The 15,075-nt window shown below is 72.1% G+C and carries 10 protein-coding genes; 2 read left to right on the plus strand and 8 right to left on the minus strand.

Annotated features, from left to right (window positions below; all coding sequences use genetic code 11):
* Nucleotides 1-5: 5 nt before the first annotated feature.
* From WME95_RS11820 to WME95_RS11850, 7 genes are all read right to left on the minus strand, one after another.
* A complete protein-coding gene (locus tag WME95_RS11820; RefSeq protein ID WP_437908477.1) occupies nt 6-1,424 on the minus strand; it encodes a phospholipase D-like domain-containing protein in 1,419 nt (472 codons plus the stop codon).
* Nucleotides 1,421-2,386: a diiron oxygenase gene (locus tag WME95_RS11825; protein ID WP_437908478.1), complete on the minus strand. Its 966-nt coding sequence runs from the start codon at nt 2,384-2,386 to the stop codon at nt 1,421-1,423. The genes WME95_RS11820 and WME95_RS11825 overlap by 4 nt, the downstream gene beginning before the upstream one ends.
* Complete coding sequence (gene asnB, locus WME95_RS11830; RefSeq protein ID WP_437908479.1) at nt 2,383-4,389, minus strand: asparagine synthase (glutamine-hydrolyzing); 2,007 nt, start codon at nt 4,387-4,389, stop codon at nt 2,383-2,385. Before asnB ends, WME95_RS11825 begins: the two co-directional genes overlap by 4 nt.
* Nucleotides 4,390-4,398: 9 nt before the next feature.
* On the minus strand, nt 4,399-6,678 hold the full coding sequence (locus WME95_RS11835; RefSeq protein ID WP_437908480.1) for an iron-containing redox enzyme family protein: 2,280 nt from the start codon (nt 6,676-6,678) through the stop codon (nt 4,399-4,401).
* Nucleotides 6,679-6,767: 89 nt separating this feature from the next.
* On the minus strand, nt 6,768-7,388 hold the full coding sequence (locus WME95_RS11840; RefSeq protein WP_437908481.1) for a LysE family transporter: 621 nt from the start codon (nt 7,386-7,388) through the stop codon (nt 6,768-6,770).
* A gap of 118 nt (nt 7,389-7,506) precedes the next feature.
* Entirely contained in the window at nt 7,507-7,725 is a 219-nt protein-coding gene (locus tag WME95_RS11845; RefSeq protein WP_437908482.1) for a hypothetical protein, read from the minus strand.
* 329 nt (nt 7,726-8,054) lie between these two features.
* Nucleotides 8,055-9,500, minus strand: coding sequence for a hypothetical protein (locus WME95_RS11850; RefSeq protein ID WP_437908483.1), 1,446 nt, complete (start codon nt 9,498-9,500; stop codon nt 8,055-8,057).
* Nucleotides 9,501-9,788: 288 nt separating this feature from the next.
* Between WME95_RS11850 and WME95_RS11855 the strand changes: the two genes are divergently transcribed.
* Entirely contained in the window at nt 9,789-10,100 is a 312-nt protein-coding gene (locus WME95_RS11855) for a hypothetical protein (RefSeq protein ID WP_437908484.1), read from the plus strand.
* Between the two features lie 557 nt (nt 10,101-10,657).
* Here the strand turns inward: WME95_RS11855 and WME95_RS11860 are convergent.
* Entirely contained in the window at nt 10,658-14,128 is a 3,471-nt protein-coding gene (locus WME95_RS11860) for an RHS repeat-associated core domain-containing protein (protein WP_437908485.1), read from the minus strand.
* Between the two features lie 292 nt (nt 14,129-14,420).
* On the opposite strand from WME95_RS11860, the gene WME95_RS11865 reads away from it, so the two are divergent.
* Nucleotides 14,421-14,996 (plus strand): hypothetical protein, encoded by a 576-nt coding sequence (locus tag WME95_RS11865; protein WP_437908486.1) that lies wholly within the window; start codon nt 14,421-14,423, stop codon nt 14,994-14,996.
* Nucleotides 14,997-15,075 lie beyond the last annotated feature (79 nt).

Below are 15,075 nucleotides of genomic sequence, written 5' to 3' on the forward strand. Positions count from 1 at the left end.
GCGCGTCAGGGCCGGAGGCCGAGCAGATCGAACGCGCCCAGCAGCGCCGAGCGCGTCCAGGACCCCCGGCCGCTCGACGCGCGCCGCGAGGCGGGCAGATCCCAGAGCCGCTCGAAGTGCGCCGCGAACGCGGCGACGAAGGCCGGATCGCGGGTCTCGAGGTCGGTCTCGAGCCACGCGCGCGAGAACGAGTTGGGCGTGAAGTTGGCCTGGCCGCCCACGAGCATCGGCCGAGCCCCCAGCCGCGCCGCGGTCTTGAGGTGCATCATCGCCCCGCCGCGCGAGTCGTGCACGCGCAGCGCGAAGCGGTCGGGCCACCGCGCTTCGGCCTCGAGCGCGCGGGTGATCCCGTGGTGATTGACCAGGTTGCGGATGAGCCACGCCGCCGCGGGCGGCAGCGGCAGCGCGTCGATGGAGTCGATGAGCACACGCACCCGGGCGCCGCGCGCCGCCGCGCGCTCGAGCGCCTCGAGCATCGGCAGGTCCGAGAGGTACGTGGTCGCGACGAGGAGCTCGTCGCCCGCCTCCGCGCCGTCGAACAGGTCCGTGAGGCGCTCGCGGATCGCCTCGTGCTCGACGAGCGCGCACGTCTCGTCGCCCGTTGCGGTGAGCGCGCCGGGCGGCGGGAGAGGGACGCGCAGGCCGCCGGCGTACCCCGGCACCGGCGCGAGTGTGGGCGCCGGGGAGGCGCGCTCGGTCCGGAGATCGTCGGGCCCGGCCGCGGCGCGCGCGGCGTCTGCGACGAGTGCGTGGAGCGCGGCGCGGCCCTCGGCGCCGATCGCCTGCGGAATGGTGAGCGCCTCGCCGATCGCCGCCATCGCGACGCGCCAGAGCCGGCGGGCCACGGCGCCCGTCAGCCAGAACAGGTTCTCGTGCCAGTCGAACGCCGCGTCGATGAAGTTGTGCGACGTGATCGCGCCGGCGCGCCCGCCGTCGATCACCAGGTTCTTCCGGTGATCCTCGACGTTGTGCAGCACCTGCCAGCGGTTCTGGTGCTCGACCCAGTCCTCGATCGGCACGCGCGCGTGGTCGAGGTGGAAGTTCATCCGGGGCAGGAGCCGGCGGCGCCGCTCGAACCGCGCGCCGAACAGGCAGGCGTTCAGCACGAGGACGCCCGCGTCCGCGAGGCGCCTCCGCACCAGCGCGCCGCGGCGGCGCGTCAGGGCGGGGTTCGCGGGCGTGTTGCTGTCCAGGATCACGACGATGGTCACGTCGGGCCGCGCGCGCTTCTTGACGATCAGCCAGTTGGCGACCGTGTCGGCGTAGGGGAACGCGCCCGGGCGCGGCAGCAGCGTTGTCTGGTCGCCGTTCGCCGCGAAGAGGTACATCTGCAGGACGACGCTGCGCTCGGCGGCCTCGATGAGGTCGCGGCACGCGGAGAGGATGCCGTGGCTGTCGCCGATGTACGCGAGCCCGGAGCTCACGCGGGATCCGTGCGCAGGGCGCGCCGCAGCGCCCAGCAGAGGGGCCGCGCTCCCGCGAGCCCGCGGCCCTCCAGCTTGCGCGTGAAGCTCTCGGTGCCCCAGCGATCGGACTGCGTCGGGGCGCGCGCGCCGAGCCGCCGCCGCTGCGCGGCGTCGAGGCCCAGCTCGCTGCAGGCCGAGGCCACCAGGCGGCGCCAGGCGTCGCCGACCACGCCGTCGACGTACACGAGGAAGGGCAGCGCGAGGGCCGTCTGGATCGCGGCGAGCCAGCGCGGACAGCGCTCGTTCAGGTGCAGGAGCACGCGCTCGTCGATGGCGACGTGCGGCGCCTCCTCGCGCGCGTGCAGGGCCATGATCTCGGCGACGAGCGCCGCGCTCTGATCGGGCCGGGCCTCGATCGCCCGCGGCACGAAGAGCGTGATCTCCTCGAAGTACCACGCGAGCAGGAAGAACGTGCCCGCCGGGGCGAGGCGCAGCGCCGCGTCGTCACCGCGGCTCCAGCGCAGGAAGCGCGGCGGGGCCGCGTCGGTCGGGTAGAGATCCGGCCGGAGCCTGTGCAGGAGCCGGCCGAACATCTCCGCGTGCGTGCGCTCCTCGGCGACGAAGCGGGCGACGACGGGCGCGGACAGGTACGGCGCGCGGTGGGCCGACCGATCGAGGTACCGGATCACGTAGCCCTCGAAGTGGATGAACAGCTCGCACGTGAAGCACGCGAACAGCCGGTTGATCGCGACGCGCTGGCGCTCGGTGAGCCCGAGGCCCGCGACGTCCATGTAGTGCGCCTCGGGGATCACCAGCGTTCCGGGCGGGATCGGGCGCGTCCAGTCGATGCGGTCCCAGCGCCGGCGCACCGCCGCGTGGACCCTGTCCTCCCTCGCGGCGGCCTCTCCGTCGTGGGGCGGCGTCCGAGGGCTGCCTTCGTGGCCGGAGAGCGCGGGATCGGCGGAGATCTGGAGGCTCACGATGGGACCATCCTCTCGATCGACGCGACCGCGCGCTCGTCTGCGGCCGCGGGCGCTGGGCCGGCCGCGGGCGCTGGCGGCGACCACGTGGGCAGCTCGCACAGCCCGCCGCCGAGGAAGAGGTGGTGCCACAGCTGCGTGGTGACCACGGCGGTGTAGCTCCCGTCGGCGACGATCCGCCGCGGGGCGAGCGCGGGCAGGATCCGCTGGAAGCGCTGCTCGCGCGCGACCTTCGCGGGCGAGAAATAGCCCGTCTTGCGCAGCGACTCGGGGCTCACGAGCTGCGCGATCCAGCGGGGCTGGGGCCCGAGCGCGCAGAGCGCGTGGGCCTTGAACATGCCCTTGGGCGGGTCGGCGATGTCGCGCGGGAGCACCCGCCGCGCCACCTCGCGCAGGAGCCACTTTTCCCGCAGCCCGCGGAGCTTGTACGCCGGCGAGAGGCCGCTGGAGAGGTCGATGAAGGTCTCGTCGAGGAAGGGGTAGCGGTGCTCCACGCCCGAGCGCATCGCCGCGCGGTCGCCCTTGCCCACCAAGAGGTGTCCGGCCAGCATCAGCTTGTACTCCACGTAGAGCGACCGATTCAGCGGATCCCAGCGGCGCATCCGCGCTGGCGCGATGTCGAGCTCGGAGAACGGGTCGTGGCCCGCGACGCGCTCGGCCATCGTATCCGAATAGAACAGCCAGCGCGCGCGGGAGAGCGGCTCGTACAGGTCGAGGAGGCTCGGGCGAACGTCGCCGAAGTGGGCCTGGAACGTGGGCGCGGGTGTGCCGGGCGCCGCGAGCTCGGCCAGCGTGGTGCGGATCGCGCGTGGCAGGGCGGGGTGGACGCGGGCGAGGCGCTCCATGGCGCGGTGGGTCTTGTGCCAGACGTAGCCGCCCATCGCCTCGTCCGCGCCCTCGCCCGTGAGCGCGACCTTGAACCCCCGGCGCGCGGCGCGCTCGGCCAGGAGGAGCACGCACCCGTCGGCCGTGTCCATCACGGGGCCCTCGGCGGCCTCCACCACGCGCGGGAGGGCCTCGAGGATCTCCGTCGGCGAGGGCACCAGGGTCTCGAGCCGCGCGCCCAGGCGCGCCGCGCTGCGGGTCGCGCGGCGGCGCTCGTCGGGCCCGGCGCCGTCGAAGCCGACGGTGAACGACGCGATGGGCGCGTCGCCGCGGGCCTCCCGGGCGAGGCCGAGCACCAGCGTCGAGTCGAGCCCGCCGCTCAGGTACGTCGCCACCGGGCCGTCGGAGACGAGGCGGCGCTGCACGGCGTCGCGCAGGCAGGCGCGCGTCTCCTCGATCAGCGCGTCGAGCGAGGCCACGCGCCGCTCCTCGCCCTGGGCCGGGAAATCCAGGTCCCAGTAGCGCCGCTGCTCCACCGCGCCGCCCTGCGCGCGGAGGTAGTGCCCGGGCCAGATCGAGCGCACGCCGCGGAAGCACGTCCGCTGCGTGCCCGCGGCGAACAGCGAGAAGACGTGGTCGATGCCCGCCGGATCGGCCTCGGGGCGTACGAGCCCGCTCGCCAGGATCGCCTTGATCTCCGAGGCCCAGAGGAGCCAGCCGTCCGCCTCCGCGTAGTGGAGCGGGCAGATCCCGATCCGGTCGCGGCCGAGCAGCAGCGTGCGCGCCTCGCGATCCCAGAGCGCCACGGCGAACTGCCCGCGCGCGCGGGAGAACGCGCCCTCGCCCGCGTCGAGGTAGAGCCCGGGCCACAGCTCGGTGTCGCACCGCGTGCGCAGCGTGTGCCCACGTGTAGCGAGCTCGCGGCGCAGCTCGGCGTGGTTGAACAGCTCGCCGTTGTACGAGGCCCACACGCGGCCGCCCGCGTCGGCCATCGGCTGGCGGCCGCCTGCGACGTCGACGATGGCGAGGCGCCGCGTGGCCATGGCGATCCCTGGCGCTGAAAAGGAGGCGCCGTCGTCCGGGCCGCGGTGCCGCACGCTCGCCGCCATGCGGTCGAGGCGCGCCGGATCGAACGTGCGTCGCCCGGCGAGGTCCAGCGCTCCGACGATGCCGCACATGATCGAGCGTTACCTCCCCGTGTCCCCGAGCAGATGCCGCCGGAGCCAGCGCCAGCCGAGGCGGGGACCGAGGCGCACCGCGACGGCGCGCACGAGCGGCCGGCTCGCGCGCGCGTACGCGGCGTATCCGCGCCAGATCCGCAGCGTTGCGCGCTCGATCGCGAGCGCGTCGCCGGGCGCCGCGCAGGCGTCCATGAGCCGGCGGATGGCCTCGATCGACCACGCGGTGTGGCCCGACGCGGCGTTGTCGATCGTGTTGTGCAGGTCGAAGAAGTACGGGTCGATCCGGTGGCGCCGCAGGATCGCGGCGGCCATCGCGTACCCGCGCCCGATGCCGGCCATCTCGATCGCCAGGTTGAGGCCGAGCAGCTCGGGCAAGAGGTCGGTGGACCCTTGCGCGAACGCGAGCCAGAGCACGGGCATCGAGAACGCCTGTGGGAGGAAGTCGGGCCGTTCGATGAACGCGCGCGCGTCGCACGGCGGCAGCGTCACGCCCTGCTCCGCGAGCGCCCTGCGCAGCACGTTGCCGTGGTGCTGGGCGGGCACGCCCGCACCGAGCTCGTCGCGGTAGATCCGGAGCAGGAGCGGCGCGACCGGCGTGTGGAGCGCGCCGGGGGCCGTCATGCCCTGGAGCCAGGCGCCGTCGATCACGGCCGCCGGCGCGAGCTGGGTGAGCAGCCAGACGGCCTCGTCACGCGTGATCTCGCGCGCGATGCCCGCGTCGTCCGGGGGCTGCATGGGGTCACGCGCGGGGTGTGGGGCCGCATGCGGTCCCACCGTGGACCGCGCGTGGGGGTGCCCTTCCTCGAAGATCTGCTCGCGCAGCTGCGCGTCGACCCAGCGCGAGAGCCCCGCGGCGGACCAGGGCCAGCGCCCATCCGCGGCGAGCCGGGCGGGGGACACCTCGGTGTGCACCTCACGGAGCATCGCTTCGACGTGTGCCCGCGCGAGCGCGCCCGCCTCGCGGTCCACGTCCCCGGGCCCGCGGGCGCAGAGCAGCCGGTAGTACAGCTCCGGCAGGGGGAGCCCTGCGCGCACCTGCGCGCGAGGCGTGGATCCGCCTCGGCGATTCACGTCGATCGAGGGTCCCTCGTGATCGACGCGCGGCGAGCCCTCACGCTCCTCTGCGACGCGCGCCGCGCGGAGGGCGGCCGGAGGTTCCGGCGCCTCGATCAGCGCGCGGATCCAGGCGCGCATCACGTCGACCTCGGCGTCGGTGAACACGCCGAACATCGGCCCGCCGAACTGCACGGAGCGCGTGACCAGCGGGCTCTCGTCGGGCCTCCCCGGCACGATCCAGGGCGAGCGCGCGAGGCGCAGGAGGACGCGGCGCGCGTCGAGCCGCGCCGGATCGAACGCGTCGTCGAGCGCCTGTCCGTCGATCCGGACGCGGCCGTGAAATCCGAACGCGTGGCGCGCCTTCGCCTCGACGAGCGCCAGCATCGCCTCCCACGCGGACGGCGGGGCGGCGCGCCGGAGCGACGCCAGCCACGCGCGCCGCGCGGCCCAGAGCGACCACGCGCCGCGCCACACGCGCGACCAGTCCGGCGCCCCGCCCGCGGCGTGCGCCTCGAGGCACCGCCGCGCGAGATCGCGGGCCCGGCGGGCCGTCTCCGCGCCCTCCGCGTGCTCGGCGAAATACAGGCCGTCGCAGCGCGCGCGCGACGCGGCCCGGCGCACCGCTGCGGGCGGGCCCAGCACCGTGGCCGCCGCGTGGTGGCCCAGCGCCTCGGGCAGCCTCGCGGCCCCGAGCTGCGCGGCGCGGAGTCCCGGGATCGCGAGCGCGAAGTCCGCGTCGGCGAGGCAGACGGAGCGCTCGAAGGTGGGGCTCCCGAGATCGGGCAGCGCGAGCCCCGCGGCGGCCAGCGCGGCGCCGTACAGGGCGCCGTGGTGCCGCGCGGGGTCGCCCTCGCCGCACTCGAGATAGAACGCGTCAAGGCAGGCCGCACCGAGCGCTCCGTCCGCGTGGCGCACGCGCACCGCCGCGGCGAGCCAGCACCCGTCGAGCATCGCGGTCGGCGCGTAGCCGAGCAGGACCCGCGCCGGGTCGACGCCCTCGTCGCCGGGCGCGCCGCATCGCTCGTCCTCGTCGCGGAGCGCGGTCAGGGCCGCAAAGAACGCCTCGATGCAGTCGGGGGCCGCGGCTTCCGGCGCGGGCTCGTCCGCGAGATCCTCCGGGGCAGGCTCGCCGGCCCGCAGCCTGCGGTAGATCGCGCGCGGCCATGCGTCCGGAGCGCGCGATCCAGGGCTCGCCGCGCGGTCTGATGCCGGGGTATGAAGGGCGTTCATACGACCGGACGACGCAGGCTGCCGGCGCCTACCCGCATCCGAACGACGTTATGCGGGCGCGCGATCGGCGTCCACACAGGGCACGGATCTCACGTGAGCCGCTGCAGGAGCCCCGCGAGCCCCAGCGCCACGAGCACCCACCCGAGGCCGCGCACCAGCCGCCCGTGCCATGCGCCGAGCCGCTCGCGGTAGCGCGCCAGCAAGCGCCCGAGCGTCGTGAACCAGCTCACCACACCCGCGGCCGCGCCCACTGCGAGCGCGACCGCGTGGGCCGGCGCGACGGCGGGCGCGAGGGCAGGGTACGCGCGGAGCACGGCGCACGAGGCGATCCACGACGCCAGGAACGACGGGTTGAGCGCGACGAGGACGAACCCGGTCAGGAGCGCCGATGTCGCGCGTCCGGAGGAGGGCGCCTCCGAGGCGCGCCGAGGCGCGAGCGCCAGGGCGAGACCCATCGCCACGACGAGCGCGGCGCCGCCCGTCCGCAGGGCGCGATCGATCGCGGGGTGCGCCTCGAGGACCCACCCGAGCCCGCGCGCCGCGGCGAGCGCCCAGAGCCCCTCCGCGAGGGCTCCTCCGACGGCGAGCATCAAGACGCGCCGGGGCTGCCCCGCGAGCGCGGCGGCCACGAGCAGCACGGCCAGCGGCCCCGCCGCCGGGATCGAGCCGAGATAACCGAGCAGGAACCCCACGACGAGCGCGAGCGCCATGGTTCATCCGGAGCGAGGTGTGCGGCGGTGAGCTGCAAAAGATCGCCCGCGGCGCGCCGCGGGGGACGGGCGCGGGGGCGAGACGCGGTCGTCAGGCGGTTTCAACCCGGTCGTCGCCTTAACGCAGCGCCAGCGTGAACGCGAGCCCGAGGCTCACGCGCAGATCATGGACCGCCTGCGGGGCTTGTCTCGTCGAGGCAGGTGGGTGGTCAAGCAGAAGACCGCCTCCGGTCGCTTCCGCCGCGCGCTGAAGCGGGTCGCGGAGTGGTGTCGGCAGCATCGACACCAGACGATCGGAGAGCAGCAGCGAGCGCTCGCGCAGAAGCTGCGAGGTCACTTCGGGTACTTCGGCATCACGGGAACTCCGAGGCGATCAGCCGCTTCCGTGAGCTGGTCATCGGCATCTGGTGCAAGTGGCTCGGTCGTCGCTCCCAGAGAGCGCGGATCAACTGGGACCGCAGGCATATGCTGCTGAAACGCTACCCCTCCCACCTGCCCGGGTCGCGAGGCCGTACTCTCCCGCGTAGCGAATCCATGTTGCGACGAGCCGGATGCGGTAGCCCCGCACGTCCGGATCTGTGGGGGCCCTGGGGGAGCAATCCCCCAGGGCTACCCGAGCGCCATGGCGGTTTTTCTGCCGATCCGGGGCAACTTCCCGCAGTAGTGCTAGCCGGCCTCCGCCCGCGAGATCCACCGGAGGGCCTCGGGCAGGACGTCGGCGACGGCGGCGAGCGCGTCGTCCCCGCCGATGCGCGCGATGAGGGGCGCGAGCTGTTCCACGCCGCCCCAGCGGCTCAGGGTCGCGACGAGCGTGACCTGCTCGGCTGCGTCCCCGAGGCTCACGGAGAACAGCTTCGCTGCGTCCGCCAGTGACATCCAGGGTGCGCAGCGCACCACGCTCTCCAGCCCGTCGGTATCTCGATCGTCGTGGTAGGCAGCGACGGCACGCGTGGCGAGCGCGGGGCGTGATGGCTCGGGGGCGGCGCGACAGAGCGCCGCGAGAGCCATGATGCGCGCAGCCTCGGAGCCACCTCCGCCTGCCCGTTCGGCGATTTCGACCGCAGCATCGAGGCCGAGCACCTGGATGGCTTCGGCTGGGTGTTCGCGGACGACCTTCGCGGCGACCCATGCAGGATCGAGCGCAGCCACCGCCTTGCGCGCGGCTTGCACGAGGGAGCGGCCGCCCTCGGTCGCCGCCGCGCAGAGCAGCGGGCGAGCGCCGTGGATGCCGCCGCCACAGAGCTGTTGGATGACGTCGAGCGCGCGCTCCGTGGCGCCGAGCTCGGCGAAGCGCATGGCCACGGCGCTGGGGAGGGGGGAGGCCTCCTCCAGCAGCCTGGAAAGCTCGGCGAGCCCGAGGTACGGAAGCAGCGCCGCGGTGCACGCGTCGGTATCGTGCCTCTCGGCGTCCTCTTCGTAGTCGACGAAGAACGCATCGAGCGACATCGAGACCGAGAGGACTCGCTCCTCGTTGGGAAGTACTCGCAAAAGCGGCGCCAGCGCGTTCGCTCGCGATGTCGGTGGAAGAGGCAGCGCCGCGCGAAAGAGGGTGAGCGCCTGGTCCTGGTCGAGCCACTCCGCTGCGGCGAGGCGCGCGAGCGCGTGCCCTGGCTTCACGCTCGACAGCGCGCGCTCGATGGCTTGCTGGACGAGGGCTTCGGCCTCGGATCGAGGCAGGATGTTGGCGGCGGTGAGCCACGCATCCAAGTAGATGTCGGGCCCTTTCTCTGCGCGCCAGGTGGCCGAGACTGCCCACCGCGCGCACATCGCCGCCTCGTTGCCCGATGCGGCGCGCGCCGCAGCGAGCAATGCGGACGCATCTTCCCATCCATCACCGCACCACGACGCGCCGCTTCGCCGCACCACGCCCAGCGCGCGTCCTGTGATGCGCTCGCGGATCGGCGGAGAAGCGTGCTCCGCGAGCCCGAAGAGCGCGACGGCGAGCGCTCGCTGCGTGTCGTTCCACGCCTCGTTGGCGGGCTGGTCCGCTCCAGGGGGCCACGCGTAATGCAGGGTCGCGAGCGCGCCCTGCGCGATCGCGAGCCTCACGACGCTGGTCACCGCTTCGGGCGGGAACGTCAGCGCGTCCGACGCGTGAAGCTGCGCCGCCATCGAGCGTCGTACGTGCATAAGCTCCGTACGGCGCGCAGCGAGATCTTCTCGTGAGCGCGGCCAGGCCCACCGCGGATCGCAGAGCGAGAGGGGATCGGCGCCCCGCGCGCTCGATCTGACGAGGTGGTCGCCGGCGTAACGGCGGAGATAGGTGGCCGCGCCGATCTCGGGTGACCCGATGTCCTCCCACGCGCCGACGAACGCTCGGGCAGCTTCTGCGAACCGCCGCGCGGCGAACGCGGCTTGTTCCGGTCTCGCTGCCACCCAGCCGGCGCGCAACGCTTCGTGATGGAAGCGGAGCCGGTGATCCTCCGTGCGCCGTTGGAGCACCGAGCCGATGATGTCGCGGTGCGCGTCGAGCCATCTGGCTACCTCGTCTGCCTGTACGTCGAGGAGCGACGCAAGTTCGGCGATGTCGAGCGGTGCGAACGCGCACGCGACCAGCGATACGAGCGTCGCCAGCCGCTCGGCGCCGCGGTCGCCGAGCGACGTCGCCACTGTGTCCCCATAGGCGCTTGGACCTGGCCCATCGATCGCCGCCCAGGCGAGTTCGCTGCGGAGAGGCGGGTCGATCTCGTCCATGCGGAACCCGTCGACTGAGACATACGCCACGCTCTCGGGGTGGAAACCGAACCGCTCTGCCCACCGCTCAGCGACGTCTCGCGCGCCAGAGACCGCCACCACGACACGGGCGGCGGGCCCCAATTCGCCAAGCACCGAGTAGCGGGCGTCATCCGGCCAGTCCACGCAAGCGTCGGGGGAGATGAGACCTATCAGGAGCTGCGGCTGGCCGTCGTCGCAATCCCAGTTCACGATCCGATTTCTGAGGCTCGATCGAACGCCGAAGTGAAAATCGTCAAACCCTGTTCCTTCGGGCCAGGGGCCGGCCGAGAGCCGCGCGAGCGCCTCTTCCTCGAAGGCAGCGCCAAACGCGCGTCCGGCGTGCACGAGGAGCTTCAACGTCCCAGGATCCGTGATCGAGCCAAAGAAGCGCTCAATGATCGTGCTCTTTCCCGCGCCGGGTGGGCCGTGGACGACGCACGCCGCCGGACGCCCTGCCTCGTGCCAGGAACGGAGGGCGCTCAGCGCTCTGGACTGGCCTTCTCCCAAGAACCGTCCCACCATCGGGCTCCCCTCAGCATGAGAAAGATGCATCGTCATCTTCGTCTGTACTTGCCGAATTTGCCGCGCTTCCCCTCCTCGCCGACGACCGCATGGCTGATCTCGAGGTTCGCGAACATTTGTTGGCAGAGGTCGCAGGGGTTGACGCGATTTCCCCCTTTTGTTTGAAACGTTTCGATCGCTATGTTGGGGTTGTCGAATTTCGCTTTGAGCCGGCGGTTCACTTCTGCTTCTCTTTCCTCAGGGGTCATCGGCGTGAACGGGCTCTTCCTGCTTCCCTTCTTTTTCGCCGCGTTCTGCTCGCTTTCGACCTCAGCTTTGATGTCGTTCTTCATGCGCTGGAGCGCCTGGGTCTCTGCGCACGAGTTCTTGTGGTAGTCGTGCGGGATCTGTCCGCCCGCCTCAGGTCGTTTGTGCCTTGCTTCGTCGATGTTGTACCCCTCGTACAGCACGGTCGCCGGCCGCGTGCTGTTGTCGACGATGCGCGTATAGACGAGCCCCCACGGGTCCCCGTAATCGAAGGGGTTGTTCCTGGCGTACGCGAACGCGTTGAGCCCGCCTTGCGGTCCCGCCGGATCCGGCGAGATGTACCGGCCGAGCGCGGGATCGTAGTACCTGTAGCGGTTGTAGTGGAGCCCCGTCTCTGCGTCGGCGTACTGCCCCAGGAACCGCAGCGGCGTCGCCGCCTGCGCCCCCTCCCGCATCGCGGCTGCTCCCCACGCCGTCCTTGCGATTTCGGCCAGGATCTGGCCGTCTCCGTCGACGAGCCGCTCCGGGAAACCCGCCAGATCGTTCACGTAGTAGACCCACGCCCCCTCGTGGACCTCGCCGCCGCGCCGCACGATCTCCCGGTGCGCCCACGGCTCGCCGTCCGGACCGAAGTTGTAGCGCCGCTCGAAGCTCACCGTGTCGGTCTTGACGATCTCGTGCAGCAGCGTGTTTCCGTGCCAGTAGAAGCGTGTGCGTCGGAGCAGCGCCCAGCGACCGTCGACCGCTCTCCGGTACACCTCCTTCTTGAGCCGCCGCGCGAACGCGTCGTAGGTCGACTTGACCACGCTCCCGTCGGGCAGGATCACCTCGGACAGCGTGCCCGCCTCCGCCCACCTGTAGGATGTGACGCGCTCGCCCGCGCTGGTCTGGGTGCGCCGTTCGACGAGCCTTCCGAACTCATCCCAAAGAAGCGCCGTCGCGTCCGCGCGTACGAGCACGTCTCCGCCGTGGTATTCCCGTCCCGCGTCAGTCCCGCTCGCGTCGTGCAAGTTGCCCGCTGGGTCGTATGCGAAGAGCTCGCCGCGCGCGCCGTCCGGGACCGCGGCGAGGAGTTGTCCGAGCGCGTCGTGCTGGTAGCGGGTCAATCCGAAACGCGCGTCCCACAGGGCTGTGAGCTCGGACGACCCGTTGTACTCCATGCGCTGATGGATGGTCGCCCCGGCCTCAAGCGCGCCCATCCACGCAGGCTCCCCTGGGCGCGTGCGCTGCTCCAGCGCCGGCGACGTTACGCACCGCTCGGCGAGCCTGCCCGCGAGATCGTAGCGCAGCAGCACACGCCCGCCGCGCGAGAGCGCGCGCTCGATCTCCCGCCCTGCGAGGTCGAGCCGCACCGCCATCTCTTCGGTCCCGTCGAGCCGCACCGTGAAGCGACGCCCTGCGTAGTCCCGCCGCCATTCCGCGCTGTGGCCGAGCGACGTCCGTAGGCGCACCGGGAGGCCGATGGCGTCGTTCTCGACGTGGACCTCGAACCCCTGGCCGTCGACGATCTGCCGCTCCTTGACGATCGCGCCCCCGGCGTCGCGCACGAACTCCACCCTCCCGGACGCATTCTCGGCGGCTAGCACGTCATCACGGAAGTCGTACTCGAACGCCTCCTCGCTGCCGTCGGCTCGCGTCCGCTTCACGATCCGCCCGAGGAGGTCGCGCTCGAGGAACACCTCGTGACCGTTCGCGAACGACACGCGCACCACGCGGCCCGCCAGGTCGTGATCGTAGCGCATCTCGCGCCCGTCGAACGTGCGCTCGCCCAGCTTCAGGCCGGTCGGCCCCAGCTCGAACGCACACGTTTCTCCGTGCGCGTTGACGATGCGGACGAGCCGCTCCTTGCGGTCGTAGCGCAGCCGGACGGTGCTCCCGTCGGGCAGCCGCGCCTCGGCGAGCGAGCCCGTGCCTCCCCGCACGAGGACCGTCTGCCGCCCGCTGGGATCGACCTCCTCGATCATGTTGCCCAGACCGTCGTGCTTCAACCGCCACATGAGGCCCCCAGGCTCTTCCACCGAGAGGAGCATCCCCTTCTCGCTGTACCGGTAGCGGGTGACCGCGCCCGCCTCATCGCGCACCGACGTGCATCGGCTGAGCTCGTCGTATGTCGCCTGCCAGAGCACCACGCCGCGCTCGTCCGAGGCCTCAACGGCGTTGCCGTGGTCGTCGTACCGATAGCGCCGCCCTCGCCCGTTCGGCGCGAACGTCTCGATGGGCAACCCGCGCTTGTCGTAGCGCACCTCGAACAGCGCGCCCGTCGGTTCCTTGATGAGCAGCGCGTCTTTCAGGTACTCGACGACCGTCTCGCCGCCGTCCGGATCGAGGATCCGGGTGATGTCGCCGTTCGGCAAGCGCTCGATGCACGTCACGTGCCCGAGCGCGTCGACGACACGCGTCTCGTTGCCGAACAGATCGCGTTCCCAGCGCGTGGTCGCGCCCATCGCGTCCGTGTACGAGGTCAGGTGGCCGCGTGCATCGTAGGTCCGGCCGAAGACGCGCCCGTTCGCTACAGCCTTGTCGGCCTTGCCGTGCTCGTTGCCGACGTACCGGAATGTGCACGCCGTGTCGGCGACCTCGCTGTAGCCGTGAGGGCCATACTCGACCTTGACGTGGTGGATGCCCTTGGCCCTGGTGCGCCGGTCGGCGAGGAGCTCGGGCAGGTCGTCCGCGAGGCAGGGGTCGATGCCGCTTTCATGCTCGCCCCACGACTCGACGCCGCGGCCCTCGTCGTCGTAGCGGAAGAAGAAGACCTGGCCAGTCGGCAAGCGATAGGAGACGAGGCGATGGTCGCCATCGTACATGTACACCATCGGGTGTCCGTCCGCGTCGGTCACCTTGGCGAGGTTTCCTGCGGGATCGTGTTCGTACGTCGCGAAGCGAACGACGCGCCCGGAGGCGCACACGACCTCGAGCGCCGCCATCCGCCCCTCGCGGGTCGTCAGGACACGGATCGTCCGGCCTACGCAGTCCACGATGCGCGACAGCGATGCCCCGCTGTAGTGGAGCTGGATCCGGTTCCGGGCGCGATCCTCGACCGCCGTGAGGCGGAGGCGCCGGCGCGCCGGGTCGCCCAGGTTCGGCTCGAAGATCCGCCGCGTGCCGTCGGGCATGTCGAGCGCGAACCCCTCCTCGTGCCGGTGGAGCACCCATCCGTGCGGCCCCATCACGCCCGTATCCCGCTCGACGATGCCGAACGGCACGTCGAGCCCGTCCTCCGTCCAGACTTTGGCGTTCCCGCCGCGGCTCAGCTCCACCTCCCACGCGAACGTGTGCGTCCAGCCGTGCCGGGAATCGCGGGGATGTTGGGTACGGGAGCGGTTCGCGCCAAGGGAGCACCTCTGGTAAGGAGCTCGGAGCAGGCCCGAGCTCCTCCGAGCTGTCAAGCACACCGGTGGCACGGCGACCCAAACGGCTGGACAACGGTAGAGGTTGTGGTTCGATGCGGCAGGAGCGAGGCGGTCGTGGCCGGCAGCGGTACGGCCCTGTACGCTGGCGCAGGCGTTGCCGCGTCGAAACTGGAGCTTCTGATGCGTGCCTTGTAGGGGAATGAGCACCTGGAACATTCGCTCCGAGACGGAGCAGGTCTCGCCGGGCGCTGCGGAGACCGAGGGCAAGCCGGAAGCGGTCGGGGAGCTCGCGACGACCGGCGTGACGCTGGACGAGATCGTCGAGACGACGGCGGCGGTGCTCCCGGAACGACAGGCGCCGCCGATCGCTGCCGTCGCAATGTGCACGGCGCGTGTCGTATCGATGGAGGGCAAGACGCGGAGAGCGTCGATCCTCGCCCGGAGCGCCAATGTGCCCGTACTTGCCGAGATCGCACCCGATGTCGATCTCGAGGTGATCGAGGACGCCCGCGCGAACGGCGACGCCGTTCTGGTCGAGACCTGCGAGGGTGAGCCGCCGCTGATCATCGCCGCGCTCAGGACGCGGAGGCCGCGCGAGCTCCGCCTCCGCGGGGAGAAGATCTCGATCGAGGGCAGCAAGGAAGTGATGCTTCGCTCGGGTTTCGGCGCGCTCCGAATCCACGAGAGCGGCGATATCGAGCTGGTCGGCGGCACCATCAACGCGGTGTCACGGGGGCTCTTCCGCCTCGTGGGGCGACTCGTGCGGTTGAACTAGCCCATCGCTTTTCTGAGCAGCGCCCAGCCCGGCCATCCGGACACGTCGCCGACGGCACGGGGGCGAGACGCGGTCGTCA

The sequence above is a fragment of the Sorangium sp. So ce327 genome (assembly GCF_051530205.1).
GTDB lineage: Bacteria > Myxococcota_A > Polyangia > Polyangiales > Polyangiaceae > Sorangium > Sorangium cellulosum_B.

What these genes read in the sequence shown, in the direction of transcription:
- WME95_RS11855 (WP_437908484.1), top strand. Translation starts at nt 9,789, where the DNA reads ATGGAAGCGGAGCCGGTGATCCTCCGTGCGCCGTTGGAGCACCGAGCC.
- asnB (WP_437908479.1), bottom strand. Translation starts at nt 4,389, where the DNA reads ATGTGCGGCATCGTCGGAGCGCTGGACCTCGCCGGGCGACGCACGTTC.
- WME95_RS11835 (WP_437908480.1), bottom strand. Translation starts at nt 6,678, where the DNA reads ATGAACGCCCTTCATACCCCGGCATCAGACCGCGCGGCGAGCCCTGGA.
- WME95_RS11850 (WP_437908483.1), bottom strand. Translation starts at nt 9,500, where the DNA reads ATGGCGGCGCAGCTTCACGCGTCGGACGCGCTGACGTTCCCGCCCGAA.
- WME95_RS11865 (WP_437908486.1), top strand. Translation starts at nt 14,421, where the DNA reads ATGAGCACCTGGAACATTCGCTCCGAGACGGAGCAGGTCTCGCCGGGC.
- WME95_RS11840 (WP_437908481.1), bottom strand. Translation starts at nt 7,388, where the DNA reads ATGGCGCTCGCGCTCGTCGTGGGGTTCCTGCTCGGTTATCTCGGCTCG.